This is a genomic window from Pseudoalteromonas marina, from assembly GCF_000238335.3.
Lineage (GTDB): Bacteria > Pseudomonadota > Gammaproteobacteria > Enterobacterales > Alteromonadaceae > Pseudoalteromonas > Pseudoalteromonas marina.
The window spans coordinates 519,872-537,152 of sequence record NZ_AHCB03000005.1; the positions used below are offsets into that span (position 1 = coordinate 519,872).

The window sequence follows — 17,281 nt, forward strand, 5'->3', positions numbered from 1 at the left end:
TTGATAATTGCTCTGGAGAAGGCTTATGGCTAGCGCAGCAAAGATTGAAAAAAATATCAGCAATGACGACAAGTTTGATGAAAACACCGTTGAAGAAGCAACACCGCTACTTGAAAAAGTAGATGACGAAGACATATTTGCCAAAGAAGAAGTGACTAAAAACCTAGATGCCACCCAACTTTACTTAGGTGAAATAGGCTTCTCTCCATTATTAAGCGCTGAAGAAGAAGTATTTTTCGCGCGTAAATCCCTCAAAGGCTGTGAAGCCTCTCGTAAACGTATGATTGAGAGCAACTTACGTTTAGTTGTTAAAATTGCACGTAGATACAATAACCGTGGACTTGCACTACTCGATTTAATTGAAGAAGGTAATTTAGGGTTAATTCGTGCTGTTGAAAAGTTTGATCCTGAACGCGGGTTTAGATTCTCGACCTATGCAACATGGTGGATACGTCAAACAATTGAACGCGCCATTATGAACCAAACACGTACTATTCGTTTGCCCATCCACGTAGTGAAAGAGCTAAACGTTTACTTACGTACAGCGCGAGAGCTAACCCAAAAGCTCGACCATGAGCCAACAGCTGAAGAAATAGCTGAATGCCTAGATAAGCCAGTTGAAGACGTAACCAAAATGTTACGTTTGAATGAAAAAATAGCGTCGGTTGATATGCCAATTGGTGGCGAAAACGACAGCGTGCTGCTTGATATTTTACCTGACGAAAAAGGCAACGGCCCTGAAGGTGAAGTGCAAGACACCGAAATTAATAAACACATTGTTGATTGGTTAGGAGAATTAAACCTTAAGCAACGTGAAGTGCTGGCGCGTAGGTTTGGATTACTCGGCTATGAGCCATCTACACTTGAAGATGTAGGTAGAGAAATAGGGCTAACACGAGAGCGAGTAAGACAAATACAAGTTGAAGCACTACGTCGTTTAAAAGATATTTTGCAACAAGAAGGGTTAAGCACAGATAGTTTATTTAACCAATTTTCTTAATAATAAATTTAAGGCCTAACAAGGCTTGAATAAAAAATGCCGAAGAAATTATTCTTCGGCATTTTTTGTTAAAGCAACGCTTTTAATTTATAGAGCAATTCGTGTGCTTGACGAGGCGATAAGTTATCTGGGTCAATTGCACTTAATTGTTCTTCCACTAATGAAGGCTCAATAACAGCGCCATTATTAAATGAAAATGCGTGTTGCTCAGCATTAGGTGCAGTAACACTTTGGTGATTTTCAAGTAACTTAAGCTTTTGTTTAGCTTGTGTAATTACCGCTTTAGGCACACCAGCCAGCGCGGCCACTTGTAAACCAAAGCTTTTGCTTGCCGCACCGTCTAGCACAGTATGCATAAATGCAATGGTATCATTATGCTCTATTGCATCAAGGTGAACGTTTACAAGGCCCTGCGTTTGCTCTGCAAGCTCAGTTAATTCAAAGTAGTGAGTTGCAAACAGGGTTTTAGCGGATATTTTTGATGCTAAATGATTCGCTGTGGCATATGCAAGCGAAAGCCCGTCATAGGTACTTGTACCACGTCCAATTTCATCCATTAATACCAACGACTGCGCTGTCGCATTATTTAAAATTGTGGCGGTTTCGGTCATTTCAACCATAAAGGTTGAGCGGCCAGACGCTAAATCATCACTTGCACCAATACGCGTAAATATACGATCGATATTACCTATTTTTGCGCTATCGGCAGGGACATAACAGCCGATGTGCGCCATTAATACAATAAGCGCTGTTTGGCGCATATAGGTTGATTTACCACCCATATTTGGGCCTGTAATAATTAACATTTTGCGCTGACTATTAAGCTCTACAGGGTTTGCAATGAATGGGTCTTTCATTACCTGTTCAACAACCGGATGGCGGCCTTGTTGAATGCTAATGTTGTCGTTGTCGCAAAGCTCTGGTTTAGCATAATTAAGTGCAAAGGCACGCTCTGCTAAGTTATTTAATACATCTAAGTCAGCAAGCGCTGCAGCCATTATTTGCAGCTGCTCAATGTGTGGGGCGATAAATTCAAACAACTCTTCGTATAGTTGTTTTTCAAGCGCGAGTGCTTTTGATTGGCTACCAAGTACTTTGTCTTCATGCTCTTTAAGCTCTGGAATAATATAGCGTTCATTATTTTTAAGCGTTTGGCGGCGAATATAATCAGCAGGGACTAAATGTGAATTAGCGCGGCTCACTTCTATAAAAAAGCCGTGCACTCGGTTATAGCCAATTTTTAACGTACTAATCCCAGTACGTTCACGCTCGCGTTGTTCAAGCTGCTCAAGTACATCTGTGGCACCTTTACTTAGGTTACGCCATTCATCAAGTTCACTGTTATAACCCGGCGCAATTACGCCCCCATCACGAATAAGTACTGGCGGATTATCAATAACAGCTCGCTCTAGCAATGCTTGTAGCTCAGGTAATTCAGGTGAGTGATTGATAATACTTGTAATGCGTGGGTCGCTCGCATCACTTAATAAATTATGCAGGGGTGCAAGTGCTTGTAGAGCACTGCGCAAACGTGTTAAATCCCTTGGGCGTGCAGTGCATAATGCTAAACGAGCTATTACACGTTCTATATCACCAATCTCTTTTAATGATTCGTGCAATTCGCCGCACAGTTGTACGTCTAAAATTGCGCTAATAGCATTTAGACGAGAGTTCAACTCGTCTTTATTTCGAACAGGTGTATGAATGCGGCGTTTTAATAAGCGTGAGCCCATTGCTGTGGCTGTTTTATCAAGTACTTGTGCAAGCGTGTTTTCAAATCCGCCCGATAGATTAACCGTTAGTTCTAAATTTTTACGGGTAGCGGCATCTAATATAACAGCGTGTTCGTTATGCTCAAGTGTAATGGCGCGAATATGAGGCAAAGCAATGCGCTGTGTATCTTTCACGTATTGCATTAAACAGCCTGCAGCTACGAGCGCTGAGTGAGCTTTTTCTACACCAAATCCAACTAAATCTTTTGTTCCAAATTGATCGCATAATAAGTGCTGAGCCGTATCTAAGTCGAACTCCCATTCAGGGCGACGACGAGCGCCTTTAATATGCTCGATTAGATGGGTGTTTTCAAAATTTTCGCTATAAAGCAATTCTGCTGGCGATAAACGTTGTAGCGTTGAGCTTAACGCTTCGTCAGTATTGACTTCTACAACGTTAAAACGCCCAGAATTTATATCAAGATACGCAACACCGTATTGGCCTTTTTTATTTTGCCAAACAGCGGTCAGTAAGTTGTCTTGTCGTTCCTGAAGAAGCGCCTCATCTGAAATAGTGCCCGGTGTTACAATGCGCACTACTTTTCGTTCAACAGGGCCTTTACTGGTTGCGGGGTCGCCAACTTGTTCACAAATAGCAACTGATTCGCCCATTTGTACCAAACGCGCTAGGTAGTTTTCTACGGCATGATAAGGCACACCTGCCATAGGAATTGGGTCGCCACCGGCTTTGCCGCGCTGAGTTTGCGAAATATCGAGCAATTGAGCTGCACGTTTCGCGTCGTCAAAGAAAAGCTCATAAAAATCACCCATACGATAAAACAATAAAATATCGCGATGCTCTGATTTTATTTTTAGATACTGCTGCATCATAGGGGTTTGTTGTTTTATAGTGTGTGGTGCAAAAAGATCAAACGACATGTATTTACCCAAAGGCTGAATATGGAATTACATCAAGAGATTAAAACACTTGCTGCGAAATTAGGTGTTATTTTAACGGATAAATGCTTATGGATCACTACTGCTGAATCATGCACAGGTGGTGGAGTGAGTTATGCACTAACAGACACACCTGGCAGCTCGCGCTATTTAGGGCGTGCATTTGTTACTTATAGCAATGAGGCAAAGCACGAACTACTCAATGTAGCGACGAGTACGTTAGAGCAGTATGGTGCTGTGAGCGAGCAAACCGTAAAAGAAATGGCGTTGGGGGCAAAAAATCTTGCCAATGTTGACGTTGCTATTGCTATATCGGGGATAGCAGGGCCGGGTGGAGCAACACAAGATAAGCCAGTGGGTTTTGTATGGTTTTGCCTACAAATTGCAGATAAACAATTTACATTTAAGCAAATATTTAGTGGTGATAGAGCCCAAGTTAGAATGCAGGCTATTGAATTTGCTTTGAAAAATACAATTGAAAAGATAAATTTATAAATTTCGCTTGATACTGTGGTTTCATACAGTATACTTGTTCGCATTAGCCGGATTTGGAGAACAAAATGAACGATAACAAACAAAAAGCGTTAGACGCTGCACTATCACAAATTGAGCGTCAATTTGGTAAAGGTTCAATCATGAAGCTGGGCGACAATAAAGCCCTGAACATTGATGCAGTATCTACAGGTTCATTAGGGATCGACATTGCTTTAGGCATAGGCGGTTTACCAATGGGTCGTATTGTTGAAGTATATGGTCCTGAATCTTCAGGTAAAACAACACTGACTTTGCAAGTTATCGCACAAGCTCAAAAAGAAGGTAAAACATGTGCCTTTGTTGATGCTGAGCATGCTCTAGATCCTGTATACGCTCAAAAGCTAGGTGTTAACATTGATGAGCTGTTAGTTTCTCAACCAGATACGGGTGAGCAAGCGTTAGAAATTTGTGACATGTTAGTGCGTTCAAGTGCTGTAGATGTTGTGATTGTCGATTCAGTAGCAGCCCTAACACCTAAAGCTGAAATTGAAGGCGACATGGGCGACTCGCACATGGGCTTACAAGCACGTTTAATGTCGCAAGCATTACGTAAGCTTACGGGTAATATTAAACGTTCAAATACATTATGTATTTTCATTAACCAAATTCGTATGAAAATTGGTGTAATGTTTGGTAACCCAGAAACAACAACCGGTGGTAACGCGCTTAAGTTTTACGCATCAGTTCGTATTGATATTCGTCGTATTGGTTCGGTGAAAGAAGGTGATGAAGTTGTTGGTAACGAAACGCGCGTTAAAATCGTTAAAAACAAAGTAGCGCCTCCGTTTAAACAAGCCGAATTTATTATAATGTATGGTGAAGGTATTTCTAAGCAAGGCGAGTTAATTGATTTAGGTGTTAAGCACAAAATTGTTGAAAAAGCAGGTGCTTGGTACAGCTACAATGGTAACAAGGTAGGCCAAGGTAAAAATAATTCAATTAAATTCTTAAAAGAAAACGTAGAAATTGCAAACGAAATTGAAGGCAAACTACGCGATATGTTATTGCTTAAAGCAACAATTGAACCAGAAGATGGTGAAGATGTACTAGGTGATGACGCTGACCTTTAAGGTTTAAAACGTTCTTCAAGCTTGATTTGACCCGAGCTTTACAAAAACGCTAGCCAGTAATGGTTAGCGTTTTTTTGTGTGAAAGCATTTATTAAGTCGTTATTAATTCGCCTAACTAAACGTGCTGTTTTTAGGTTATAAAGCCTTAATAGCATCGGGTTTACTGTATTAACACTATGGCGGTTTTGTAACTACAGTTTTAAAAATGAAAAACGACACAGAAACTGTGTCGTTTAAATTGTGTGATTAAAATATACTTATAATTAACTTTACAGTTGCCAGTTAACAGATAAGGCATAGTTACGCGGCGCGCCGTAGTAACCTTGCGCCCAAAATAAGCTATGCAAATACTTTTCGTCGGTGGTGTTATTTACGTTAAAAGTAACACCTACGTTTTGAGTAATCTTGTAGTTGGCCATCAAATCAAGAATACCATAAGCACCTTGGTTTGTTGTTACAAGTGCTGTACCCGTTGCGTCAAAGACTTGTACACGACTCACCGAATCTTGCCAACGATAGTTTGCACCAAATGTTAAGCCTTCAACAAACGGTACCTGATAAGTAGCGGCAAGTTTTAATTGATTTTCTGGTGTATAGTCTTTTACTAAATCGTCACCATTAATGCTTAGATTACTATAGCTTACGCTAGTGCTTAAACTCTCAGTAAGTTTACCGCTTAGTTCTACCTCAAAACCGTCACTACTAATGCCATCAGCAGCATAGTAGCGCGTATCACTCGGTAATGAATCAGGTAGTGCAACTGCAAGGCCTTCCTGTTTAGCATCAAAATACGCCAACGTTAAAAACACTTGGTCTTCTAAAAGCTGTGCCTTTAAACCAATTTCGCTACTTTTGCCAGTAATGGGGGCAAGTTGCTCAGCGTTTATATCCAGCTCTTTTTGTGGCACGAATGTTTCGGTATAGCTTGCGTAGGCTGAGAGTGAATCTGTAAAGTCGTAAACCGCACCAATATAAGGAATAACTTCACTGTCATCTCGTGTTTGCACTACTCCATACGCAGTGCCTTTTGTTTCCCAGTCGGTGTAACGAACACCTGCAAGCACACTTAGTGGGTCACTAAGTTTTATGCGAGTAGATATATAAGCAGATTGCTGCTTGTTTTCAATATCACTGCCGTTTAAACCATCTGCAAGTGTTGCTTCTGGCGCTACGCCATTCCATGTATCAAGCGATGGCATGGCAGGAAACCCATTACCCGTTGTGTAATCGTATAGTGACTGCTCGTTATAATCCATGTTTGCTTGGCTTACACCAAATGATAGGTCGTGCTCTTGACCAAATAAATCAAACTTACCACTAGCGTATAAATCAAACAGGTCGTGTTTATCCTCGTAATCATAACGGCTTGCGTAACCAGTAAGACCTAGGCCTGTTTCTCTATCGGGTGTGCCATAAACATAAAAAAGCTCTGAATCTTGCTCGTTTTCAATATGTGCATAACGGGCGGTTGCTACCCAAGTTGCTGATAAGTTTTGCTCAAGTGTTACATAAACCTGTTCAGCACTGTTGTCCCAATATGACCAATCTGATGCAGTACTAGTAGATGCATCGTAATCAGTGGCTGAGCCATCAGTGTAGTAAAGGGGTAATGCTCCCCAAAGCGGGCTATCGGCATCTTTTTGTTGATTAACGTAGTTGAGACTTAGTGTTGTATCATCTGTTAATTTACCTTCATAGGCTAAGTAACCTATTGTTTTGTCAGTTTCGTAACGGTCCAAGTAAGATTCTGCTTTATGCTTAGTAAATACCGCGCGTACAGCGTGCTCATCGTTTATTGGAGTCGAAACATCAACCTCTAGTCGTTTGTTATTCCAGGAGCCATAAGATGCAGATGCATGCGCTTGTGTTATGTAGGTCGGTTTTTTAAGTACCATGTTCACTGTTGCAGAAGGGTTTCCTGCACCGGTCATTAAACCGTTAGCCCCACGAACAATTTCAACACGGTCGTAAATAGAGGTATCTAATGAGCCTTGAATTGATCCCGAACTTTGTGGAATACCCAAGCCATCTACTTGAAAGTTTGTGATTTCAAATCCACGGGCTTTAAAGTAAGTCCGATCTGTTTCTATTTGCTCCACCGTTACACCGGGTGTGCTTTCAAGAACGGAGTTAATATCATCTAACGAAAAATCGTCCATTAATGCGCGCGAAACAACCGAAATACTTTGCGGGGTTTCTTTTATTGAAAGGCCTAATTTAGTTGCAGACTGCGCATCTTCGGTAATGTAGTTTTTATGATGCTGGCCATATACGGCTATTTTCTCTAATGACTCGTTGTTAGTTTTTAACTCCTGCGCAAACGTATTTCCAGATAAAATTAAAGAAGTAACAATGCTTAGTTTAGACAAACGCAAAATAGTAGGGGACGACATATCGGTTCCAGTTCGTTAAAAAATTGGAACTTATGCTAATCTAAATGATATTGATTTGCAATTGCGTTGTTGCGGTTTGTTTATCTTTTAACTAATTTGGGCCAGCTTAATTAATACCCTTAGGTTTATTTTAAAATTATGTAGGGTTTAATTAAGAGGTTTATTAACCAAATTTAAAGTTATACGCATAAAAAAAAAGCGGCCTAAGCCGCTTAATTTATGGAGTAGACTTTAAATTAAAAAGCGTATTTAACAGAGAATTGTAAGCGGTCTAAATCACCATCAATACCGCTCTGAGTTTCTCTCTCAGCATGTTTTAACTCTGCACCAAATGTTAGGCGTTTAACCGGAGAGTATAAAATATTTGCGCTATAGCTTTGCGTTGATTCAGTTGGATCACCTGAAATGCTCAACAAATCAGTGTTGTTGTCAGCTGAAAAGAATGAGTAAAGGAATGTTGAACGCCATTGGCTGCTCCATTTATGCTGATAAGCAACAAAGCCAGACGTTGAGTCGATTGCATCTAACTCATCACCATTGAGTACGGCACCATGAGCAACATTTAAACCTACATATCGGCCTAAACCTTTACCTTGTGTCAGCATAAATTTAATGTTGTCGTCGCCTACTTTAAACATACCCGATGCGCTTACGCCAAATGACGTTTCATCAGCATCAATACCACCTACTTTATACGTTAATTGGCGAGCAAGTGCGGTTACAACAAGGTTACCCCAGTCTGCTTTGTGTGTGTATCGTGCGGTAAAATCAGGAAGCGAAGCATCATCAGTTGCAACGCGTGCTCCGCCTGTTGTTGTGATTGTGCTTTCAGGGTTTTCTAATGAGAAAGACCACGCACCTGTTGTGTATTTAATTTGAGCTTGGCGAACAAACACTGTGCCTTCAGCAGGGCCTACAAAATCTAACGTTTCAGGGAGAGCTCCTACGTTTTGAAAGTTTGACCATGTTTGGCCAAATAACCATCCGTCGTAGGTTATAAAAGCGTGGCGGATGCGTGGAGCGAAAGAGTTTGATACGCGTTCATTACCACCTGCGGCTGAGGCAAGAAAATCAATTTCAATCTTGCTGTTAATTTTTTTACCGTTATCTAGCAAGGTCGACGTACCAAAATTAAAACGCGATTGACGCGCATGCATATCAAACACTGCGTCTGAGCTGTCATCATCACCTACAGTTAAAGTACTGGGTACATAAAAGTCACGACCAACACTTGTACCAGCAGAGGCACCCGCTGAATAATCACTCCACATCGTGTCGAGTTTAATATATCCGCCGTAAGTGAACTCTGTGTCACCAATCTTTGCAGCTGTAGCTGCATAAGTAGTGCTTGATAGTGCACATAAAACAGCGCTTGCTGCGAGTGTTTTTAATGGAGTTATTTTCATACTGGTATCCCTTGTTTAGGCTACTTGTTGTTTATAATTTTTTACTCGTTTTTGCCAATACTTGCTACAGGTATAAATTACGAATAAAAATAAATAGTGTAAGTGTGTTCAGTGTTAATAAATATTTTTTTAATTTTTAAACAATGCATGCAATAGTTTTTAGATTTGCTTAATTGTTCAACACAAATACTTTAGATATGTGCAGTGTTTACTCAATTATCTATTGGTCTATAAGACTAAGGTTTAACAGTGAAGTAATCTTTTGCTACTTTTATTTAACATCATGTATTGTTTAGGTAAAAATATTTAAGCTTATTAATTATATAGTACAAATTAGTAATATGGAGGCGAGTACAACTAAGGTCTAATACTTAATAAAGCACTGCTGAGTAATCCTTGTTAAGAGCCTAAGGCAAGTAATTTAAACGGAGACTAAGATGTCACAAAGTATCTATCCTGTTCCTAATCATATAAAAGACACAACACTCGTTGATAAAAATAAATATAATTCGATGTACCAGCAGTCAATTAATGACCCCGAAAGCTTCTGGCGAGAGCATGGGCAACGCCTCGATTGGTCTACTCCTTATACTAAAGTTAAAAACACCTCTTTTGATAAAGGGCACATCAGTATCAAATGGTATGAAGATGGATTCTTAAATGCCTCTTATAATTGTATTGATCGTCATTTAAAAACCAAAGCCGATAAAATTGCACTTATTTGGGAAGGTGATGACCCGTCACAAAGCGAAAACATAACGTATCAGCAATTACACGATGAAGTGGCCAAATTTGCTAATGGTTTAAAAAAGCTAGGTGTGCAAAAAGGTGACCGAGTTGCTATTTACATGCCAATGACCCCGCAAGCTATTTACGCTATGCAGGCGTGTGCTCGCATTGGTGCAATTCACTCAGTTGTATTTGGTGGCTTTTCACCTTCGGCAATCGCTGACCGTATTAAAGACTCAGGTGCGAAAGTGGTCATTACATCAGATGAAGGTCGACGTGCAGGTAACTGCGTGCCATTAAAAGCGAATGTTGATGAAGCCGTATTACAAGATTCTGTAACCACTATTGAGCACGTGATTGTACATCAGTTAACAGGTGGTGAAGTTGATTGGCACGATCACGATATTTGGTGGCACGACTTAGTCGCTGACTTACCAGCACAGTGTGAACCAGAGCCAATGAACGCAGAAGATCCGCTATTTATTTTGTATACATCAGGTTCAACAGGCCAACCTAAAGGGGTTGTACACACAACTGGCGGTTACTTAGTTTATGCGTCAATGACTCACGAGTACGTATTTGATTTACAAGATGATGATGTGTATTGGTGTAGTGCCGATGTAGGTTGGATCACTGGGCACAGTTATATTGCATACGGACCGCTGGTGAATGGGTGTACACAAGTTGTATTTGAAGGCGTACCTACATACCCAAGCGCAGGAAGAATGGGTGAGGTGGTTGATAAGCATGGTGTCACTATTTTATATACTGCGCCTACAGCGATTCGAGCATTAATGGCCAAAGGTGATGAGCCTACCGCAACTTCACATCGCGATAGTTTACGTATTTTGGGTTCAGTAGGTGAGCCAATTAACCCAGAGGCATGGAACTGGTACTACGAGAGTATAGGTAAATCTAATTGTCCAATTGTGGATACCTGGTGGCAAACAGAAACAGGTGGCATTATGATCACGCCACTACCTGGTGCTACAGACACGAAGCCGGGTTCTGCAACCCATCCATTTTTTGGTATTGCTCCGGCACTTTATGATGCAGAGGGAAATACACTAGAGGGCGCGGTTGACGGTAATTTAGTTATTTTAGATAGCTGGCCATCACAAGCGCGTACTGTTTATGGCGATCATGAGCGTTTTGAACAAACTTACTTTAGTGCATACCCTGGCGTTTACTTTACTGGTGATGGTTGTCGTCGTGATGAAGATAGCTACTACTGGATAACAGGGCGTGTTGATGATGTACTCAATGTATCGGGGCATCGTTTAGGCACTGCTGAAATAGAAAGCGCATTAGTTGCCCATGAAGCTGTTGCAGAGGCTGCAGTAGTAGGTTACCCGCATAATATCAAAGGCCAAGGCATTTATGTTTATATTACGCCTAACGAAGGGGTGACGGTGAGTGATGAGCTTACAACAGCGGTTCGTAATTGGGTTCGTAAAGAGCTCAGCCCAATAGCTTCTCCAGATATGATTCAATGGTCTCCGGGTTTACCTAAAACACGCTCAGGTAAAATAATGCGTCGTATTTTGCGTAAAATTGCTGCCAATGAGCACGAGCAATTGGGTGATACGTCAACCCTTGCTGATCCGTCGGTAGTGGATGAACTTATCGATAATCGATTAAATCGATAAATACGCGTTAAAAGCTTGATTACAAGTTAATTCTAAACGTAGTATATCGGCTGTTACTTAGTAATAAGTATCAGCCGAATTTTTAGGAGTGAACCATGAGTCAGTTTTTAATAGCGGACGATCATCCGTTATTTCGTGAAGCACTAAAGGGCGCACTGAGCGCAAAATTTGAAGGGCTAGAAGTATTCGAGTCGTCAGATTTTGATAGCACATTGCAAGTGCTAAGCGAGCAAGAAGATCTTGATATATTACTGCTAGACCTTCATATGCCAGGTAATGGTGATTTGTATGGTCTTATTCGTATCCGAGAAGAGTACCCAAGTTTACCTATCGCTGTGGTTTCAGGCAGTGAAGATGTTAATATTGTCTCTAAAGTCATGGGTTATGGTGCTATGGGGTTCATTCCCAAATCATCGTCATCGGACGATATTGCCAATGCAATTAACCAAATACTTGAAGGTGATACATGGCTGCCAAAAGAGCTTAAAAACAAAGTAGCCGAAATCGAAGGTGAAGACAGAGAAATTGCAGCGCAAGTCGCTTCTCTTACACCTCAGCAATACCGCGTTTTACAATATTTGCATGAAGGATTACTCAATAAGCAAATTGCTTATGAGTTGCATATTTCAGAAGCAACAGTAAAAGCACACATTACCGCAATTTTTAGAAAGCTCGGTGTCTATAACCGAACGCAAGCCGTACTGATCGCTGCTAAATTACAACTAGAGCCTATTGAGCCAGCTCAATAATGGTTTAACGGCTTTGAAGCGATTTATTACCGTTATATTTTACCCGCTATTTTGAATTGGCATTTTAGCGCATGGGCATATTGACGGCTATGATTTGAAACGCATTTAATTTAGGGCAGGCGTAGGTTAACCCCTTTAGGCAGCGTCTGCTTAGCACTTATGCTTTTTTATCTTTTCACTTATGAAAAACACGCCTAATACCTATACCTACAGCTTTGTCTAACATTAAACGGCGTAATTAATTACAAAAGGTCAACATATTCCTGCTTTTGTGTTATTTAGCTTTACTCACAAACCATTCACCTTTTATACATGATCTAAATTACAAATAATGCTAGGTTACGGCAATTTTATAACTTTAAGAGCAGGGTATGACAGACTCCACACACTCACCTAGCACCAACCCAAATAAGGGGTTGTTTAATCGGTTTTTAGCCACCGTCGAATTTTTAGGCAATATGCTGCCTCATCCAATTACACTATTTGCAATTTTTGCAGTGGCAATTGTTGTGTTTAGCGGTATTGCAGATTGGTTTGGATTAAGTGCGATAGACCCTCGACCGGTAGGTGCGCCAGGGCGCGACGCTGATGGCGTTATTGAAGTCGTAAGTTTATTAAGCGCTGAAGGTTTACAGCGCATTATGGCTGGGCTTGTCACTAATTTTACGGGGTTTGCACCTTTAGGTACCGTGTTGGTTGCACTACTTGGTGTAAGCGTTGCTGAGCACTCGGGTTTGCTCTCTGCAGCCATGCGAGGCATGGTAATGGGCGCTTCTAAACGTTTAGTTACGTTTATGGTGGTGTTTGCCGCTATTATGTCTAATACCGCCTCAGAGCTAGGTTATGTGGTTTTAATACCACTCGCAGCGATGATTTTTCACAGTTTAGGACGTCATCCTTTAGCTGGCCTTGCCGCTGCATTTGCAGGCGTGTCGGGTGGCTATAGTGCTAACTTATTATTGGGAACTATTGACCCACTTCTTGCTGGTATTACAACTCCTGCGGCTCAAATGATCGATCCAACCTATGTTGTTGGCGCAGAAGCAAACTGGTATTTCATGATGATATCAGTGCTATTAATTTCAGTACTAGGTACTTTGGTGACTGAGAAAATAGTTGAGCCACGTTTAGGTAAATATAACCCAGACGAAGCCGGTATTGATCTGTCTCAAAACAGCATAGACACCCTTACTCAACAAGAAAAATCAGGTCTAAAATGGGCTGGCGTTTCTTTATTAGCAGTTTCTTTATTACTTGCTTGGACCATCGTTCCTGACGATGGCATTTTACGAAACCCTGCAACCGGTGAAGTTGCGGGTTCTCCTTTTTTAAAAGGGATTGTGGTTATTATTTTTGTGACATTTAGTATCCCTGGTTTTGTGTATGGCCGTGTTGTTGGCACCATGAAAAACGATAAAGATGTTATTAATGCCATGAGTAAAAGCATGAGCTCAATGGGGTTATATATTGTGCTAGTCTTTTTTGCGGCGCAGTTTGTCGCATTTTTCAAGTGGACTAATTTAGGCACTATTTTAGCTATAAACGGTGCGGCGCTTTTGCAAGCCCTAAACCTGACAGGCCCTGAAGTATTTGTTCTGTTTATTTTAATGTGTGCGTTAGTAAACCTAAGCTTAGGTTCATCGTCAGCACAATGGGCAATTACAGCGCCTATTTTTGTACCTATGCTTATGTTAATTGGTTACGCGCCAGAAACAATTCAAGCGGCTTACCGTATTGGTGATTCGGTAACAAACTTGATAACCCCGATGATGAGTTATTTTGGTTTAATACTTGCGGTGGCTGTTAAGTATAAAAAAGACATGGGTATAGGTACGCTGGTTGCGACCATGCTGCCATACAGTATTGTATTTTTTATTGGCTGGGTTATTTTGTTTTATGTTTGGGTATTTTTACTGGGTATGCCTGTAGGGCCTGAGTCTCCTACGTATTACACACCGTAATCACTTACTTTACGCGAACAATAAAAAAGCCAGCTAAGCTGGCTTTTTTTAGCAAATGAGCGTGGTATAACCACAAAGGTTAACGCGTCCTAGCTAAATACAACGGTTTTATTGCCATTTATAAATAGCTTGTGCTCTGAAGCGAGTTGCAACGCTTTGCAAAAAACCGTTTTTTCAACGTCTTTACCCATTTTTGCCATCATTTCAGCTGTGTTAGCGTGAGTCACACTTGTCACGTCTTGTAAAATAATTGGGCCTTCATCTAATTCATTATTTACAAAGTGAGCCGTTGCACCAATAATTTTTACGCCGCGCTCAAATGCCTGATGATACGGTTTTGCACCAATAAATGCGGGTAAAAAAGAGTGATGAATATTAATAATTTTACCGTCAAAGCGGCCTACAAATTCAGGGCTTAAAATACGCATATACTTGGCTAAACCAATTATATCTGGGTTATAACTAGCAATTAAGTCACCTACTTGTTGGTCATGTTCACTTCGGCTTAGCCCAACATGCGATACCACATGAAATGGCACACCAAAGCCTTTAGCAAGTGGTTCTAAATCAGGGTAGTTAGCAATAACAGCTAGCACTTCAATATTAAGTGTTTGCTCAAACTGTTTTAATAGCATACCACCTAAGCAGTGTGCTTCTTTGGTGGCAAGCAGCACCACTTTAGTTTTTGCATCGTCGTGCAATGCAAGTTTGGCGCCTTCAGGTAATAAAGCGCGTAGCTGCTCTAAAAAGTCACTTTGTGGTTGCCCCGTCAGCTCAGTGCGCATAAAGAAACGTTTGGCGTCTTTGTCTACAAATTCGTTATTACGAGTAATGTTCAAGTTATTTTGATGACAAAGGCCGGTGATTTTAGCAATTAAGCCCACATCGTCGGCACATTGGGTGGTTAGTATGTAACTCATTTTCCTCATTCTTACCCTGTGATTAATGTTTCATTATTTGTGTTTTAAAACATAAAGCAAGGGCTTTGTGGGCTAATCAAATATTAATCATGTTATTGCACGCTTTTAGTTTAATTTGACATTACATAGCGGTGGGGCATATTTAGGTAAATAAAAAATGCCACCCAATTATACAGGTGGCATTTATCTGAAAATGCTATTTTTTTGGCTCAGACGCCAAGTCGTCTTCTTGACGTAAAAAGCCAGCGGCTTCTTCATCGTCTTTAGTTAGAGTAGGTTGCATAGGCATTGCGCGAGTTTGTTGATTCAACTGATGTAGTTGAGATGCATTACCTAAATCGCGTTCACTCGTAATAGAAGCTATGGATTCGCGGTCTTTCAAAAAGGCGATTACATCTTTTTTGATTGCTTGTAATTGACCTTCATCTTTGTGCATTTCCATAATATGGCGAGGATGCTCAAGGTTTTTCATACCTGTTGCGGCAAAGGTTGTCGAAACGACACGTGAAACAATCACCCAAGGTGTTATGCTGCTGCGCACTAAGGTGTTTTCTGAACGAGTGCTATCGTGAATACCTGTACCTGTTGATATTTTTGACTCGGTAAATGTGCCTTCGCATTTAAAATATACCAGTAAAGATTCAAATTGCATTTCGGCAAAAAACAAGTGTGCACTGTTGCTTAGCAGCTGGGCAAAGGCTTTAATTAATACACCAATCAGTAATAAGTGAACACTTGCCATTAGCAGTTCACTAAATTCAATAATATTTTGATTATTAAACGCTTGCTCAATGCTATTTATATTTGCTGCATCAATATAGTGGTAAATATTAATAAACGAGTAGGCAAGCAATACGGTAAAAGTAAGCGCTACAATATAAAGCAAGTTACCGCTAATTAACGCAATTAAACGCGAAAGACTAAAATGCTTACCTAAATCCATTGTGTGCAGTTTAGGTTGAATTTCTTGAATCATTTCACCTTTAAAGCCGCCTTTACCTTCAATTTGCTCTTGTAATTTAGGGTCTAGCTCACGGTAAACCCTATTTGGTACTTCTTTGTAACGACGGTTTGCCATCACTAAATTATCAAGGTTTATAAAAATTTCATCGGGATGAACAGACTCTTGCCAGTTCTCTCTCAGTTCTGATACCTCGGCAGTGGGGGTCACAATATTTAAACGAGCTTTAATCATTACAAACACAAGGGCGCAACTTAGTGTAGCGAGTATAATAATGGCTGTTAAATACAGTCCAGCATTGAGGCTAGGTAATTGTTCTAGCCAGTTGTCTATTTGTTGTTTACTAATGCGTTGCTCTTGCATTAGCCACGACATAGAAAGCCCTATAGCAATGGGTAATATAAACGACAAGGAAATGATTTTAGCAAGCGCACCCGTACCCAAGGCTTCAATGTTTTTTTCGGCATTTCGTGAAATGGGTTTGCCAGACGAACGCCAAGAAAACAGCACGTAAAACATTAAAATTGCGCTATATATCGGAAAAGCAAGTTTTCCCGCTTCGCCTGTAAAGCCTGACAGTGATACAAATGCAACCAACGCATAAGCAATAAGTGCAACCAGCGTGCTAACCCATGAGCCAAATAGACGTTGGGCAACATTACGTATTGGATAGGGTAGAAATAATAGTTTTGGTATTAAGCTGTGTAGTAAGCGAGATAAAAAGCCGTTTGGTTCTTTGAACGTACTGTTTTTGCGCCCAACAAGCATTTCCTCTAATGTTTGTGCTGTGTAGGCTACTTCGTTTTTTTCTTCTTGTGCAGTTGAGGTTTGCGATTTACTAAAGTTAAACGCCAGCGATGTAGGGTGATTTCTACCTACAAAGTACTTAAGTGTGGCATATATACCGCCAGATAAGGTACGAATACCTAGTGCGAGTATTAACATGCCAAATATCATCAAAATCCAACCTGCGGTAGCATCGTCTTTTACAGAGCTAGATGCGGTAACTAACAGGCTAACACCCACAACAGCCTCAATCAGCCCTCTTACAGCCTTTACTTTACCTTCTAGTTTAAAAGGGTTTTTTAGTCCAAGATCGATTGATCCGTAATCAAAAGCCATTAAATGCTCCTTATAAATAGCACATCCAAAAAAGGGAATATCAGTAGAGTTACAATAACGTATGCACTTTAAACATTATTGCTTAATTTTTGATTGTATATCAATAATAGTGTTCAGT

Annotated in this window: 11 protein-coding genes; 6 read left to right on the forward strand and 5 right to left on the reverse strand. The window is 40.5% G+C overall.

Going from position 1 to position 17,281, the window contains the following annotated elements; all coding sequences use genetic code 11:
- The first annotated feature begins 25 nt into the window (after window positions 1-25).
- Window positions 26-1,000, forward strand: coding sequence for an RNA polymerase sigma factor RpoS (gene rpoS / locus PMAN_RS02480; protein WP_006791963.1), 975 nt, complete (start codon window positions 26-28; stop codon window positions 998-1,000).
- A gap of 68 nt (window positions 1,001-1,068) precedes the next feature.
- Here the strand turns inward: rpoS and mutS are convergent, their stop codons facing one another.
- Window positions 1,069-3,651: a DNA mismatch repair protein MutS gene (gene mutS, locus PMAN_RS02485; RefSeq protein WP_010555840.1), complete on the reverse strand. Its 2,583-nt coding sequence runs from the start codon at window positions 3,649-3,651 to the stop codon at window positions 1,069-1,071.
- 21 nt (window positions 3,652-3,672) lie between these two features.
- On the opposite strand from mutS, the gene PMAN_RS02490 reads away from it, so the two are divergent.
- Both PMAN_RS02490 and recA read left to right on the forward strand, forming a co-directional pair.
- Window positions 3,673-4,164 (forward strand): CinA family protein, encoded by a 492-nt coding sequence (locus tag PMAN_RS02490; protein WP_006791965.1) that lies wholly within the window; start codon window positions 3,673-3,675, stop codon window positions 4,162-4,164.
- 65 nt (window positions 4,165-4,229) lie between these two features.
- Window positions 4,230-5,273 carry a recombinase RecA gene (recA, locus tag PMAN_RS02495; RefSeq protein ID WP_006791966.1) on the forward strand — a complete coding sequence of 348 codons (1,044 nt, stop codon included), beginning with the start codon at window positions 4,230-4,232 and terminating at the stop codon, window positions 5,271-5,273.
- A 269-nt stretch (window positions 5,274-5,542) separates the two neighbouring features.
- On the opposite strand, the gene PMAN_RS02500 is transcribed toward recA, so the two are convergent.
- Together PMAN_RS02500 and PMAN_RS02505 are read right to left on the reverse strand one after the other, a co-directional pair.
- Window positions 5,543-7,666, reverse strand: a complete 2,124-nt coding sequence (locus PMAN_RS02500) for a TonB-dependent siderophore receptor (RefSeq protein ID WP_010555841.1) — start codon at window positions 7,664-7,666, stop codon at window positions 5,543-5,545.
- Between the two features lie 236 nt (window positions 7,667-7,902).
- Window positions 7,903-9,072: a DcaP family trimeric outer membrane transporter gene (locus PMAN_RS02505; protein ID WP_006791968.1), complete on the reverse strand. Its 1,170-nt coding sequence runs from the start codon at window positions 9,070-9,072 to the stop codon at window positions 7,903-7,905.
- 437 nt (window positions 9,073-9,509) lie between these two features.
- Between PMAN_RS02505 and acs the strand changes: the two genes are divergently transcribed.
- From acs to PMAN_RS02520, 3 genes are all read left to right on the forward strand, one after another.
- Complete coding sequence (gene acs, locus PMAN_RS02510; RefSeq protein ID WP_006791969.1) at window positions 9,510-11,450, forward strand: acetate--CoA ligase; 1,941 nt, start codon at window positions 9,510-9,512, stop codon at window positions 11,448-11,450.
- Between the two features lie 95 nt (window positions 11,451-11,545).
- Window positions 11,546-12,199 (forward strand): response regulator transcription factor, encoded by a 654-nt coding sequence (locus PMAN_RS02515; protein WP_006791970.1) that lies wholly within the window; start codon window positions 11,546-11,548, stop codon window positions 12,197-12,199.
- 371 nt (window positions 12,200-12,570) lie between these two features.
- Window positions 12,571-14,160, forward strand: coding sequence for an AbgT family transporter (locus tag PMAN_RS02520; RefSeq protein ID WP_010555842.1), 1,590 nt, complete (start codon window positions 12,571-12,573; stop codon window positions 14,158-14,160).
- An 89-nt stretch (window positions 14,161-14,249) separates the two neighbouring features.
- Here PMAN_RS02520 and purU read toward each other — a convergent pair whose 3' ends face one another.
- Together purU and PMAN_RS02530 are read right to left on the reverse strand one after the other, a co-directional pair.
- Complete coding sequence (gene purU, locus PMAN_RS02525; RefSeq protein ID WP_010555843.1) at window positions 14,250-15,080, reverse strand: formyltetrahydrofolate deformylase; 831 nt, start codon at window positions 15,078-15,080, stop codon at window positions 14,250-14,252.
- Between the two features lie 196 nt (window positions 15,081-15,276).
- Window positions 15,277-17,163, reverse strand: coding sequence for a hypothetical protein (locus PMAN_RS02530; protein WP_010555844.1), 1,887 nt, complete (start codon window positions 17,161-17,163; stop codon window positions 15,277-15,279).
- Window positions 17,164-17,281 lie beyond the last annotated feature (118 nt).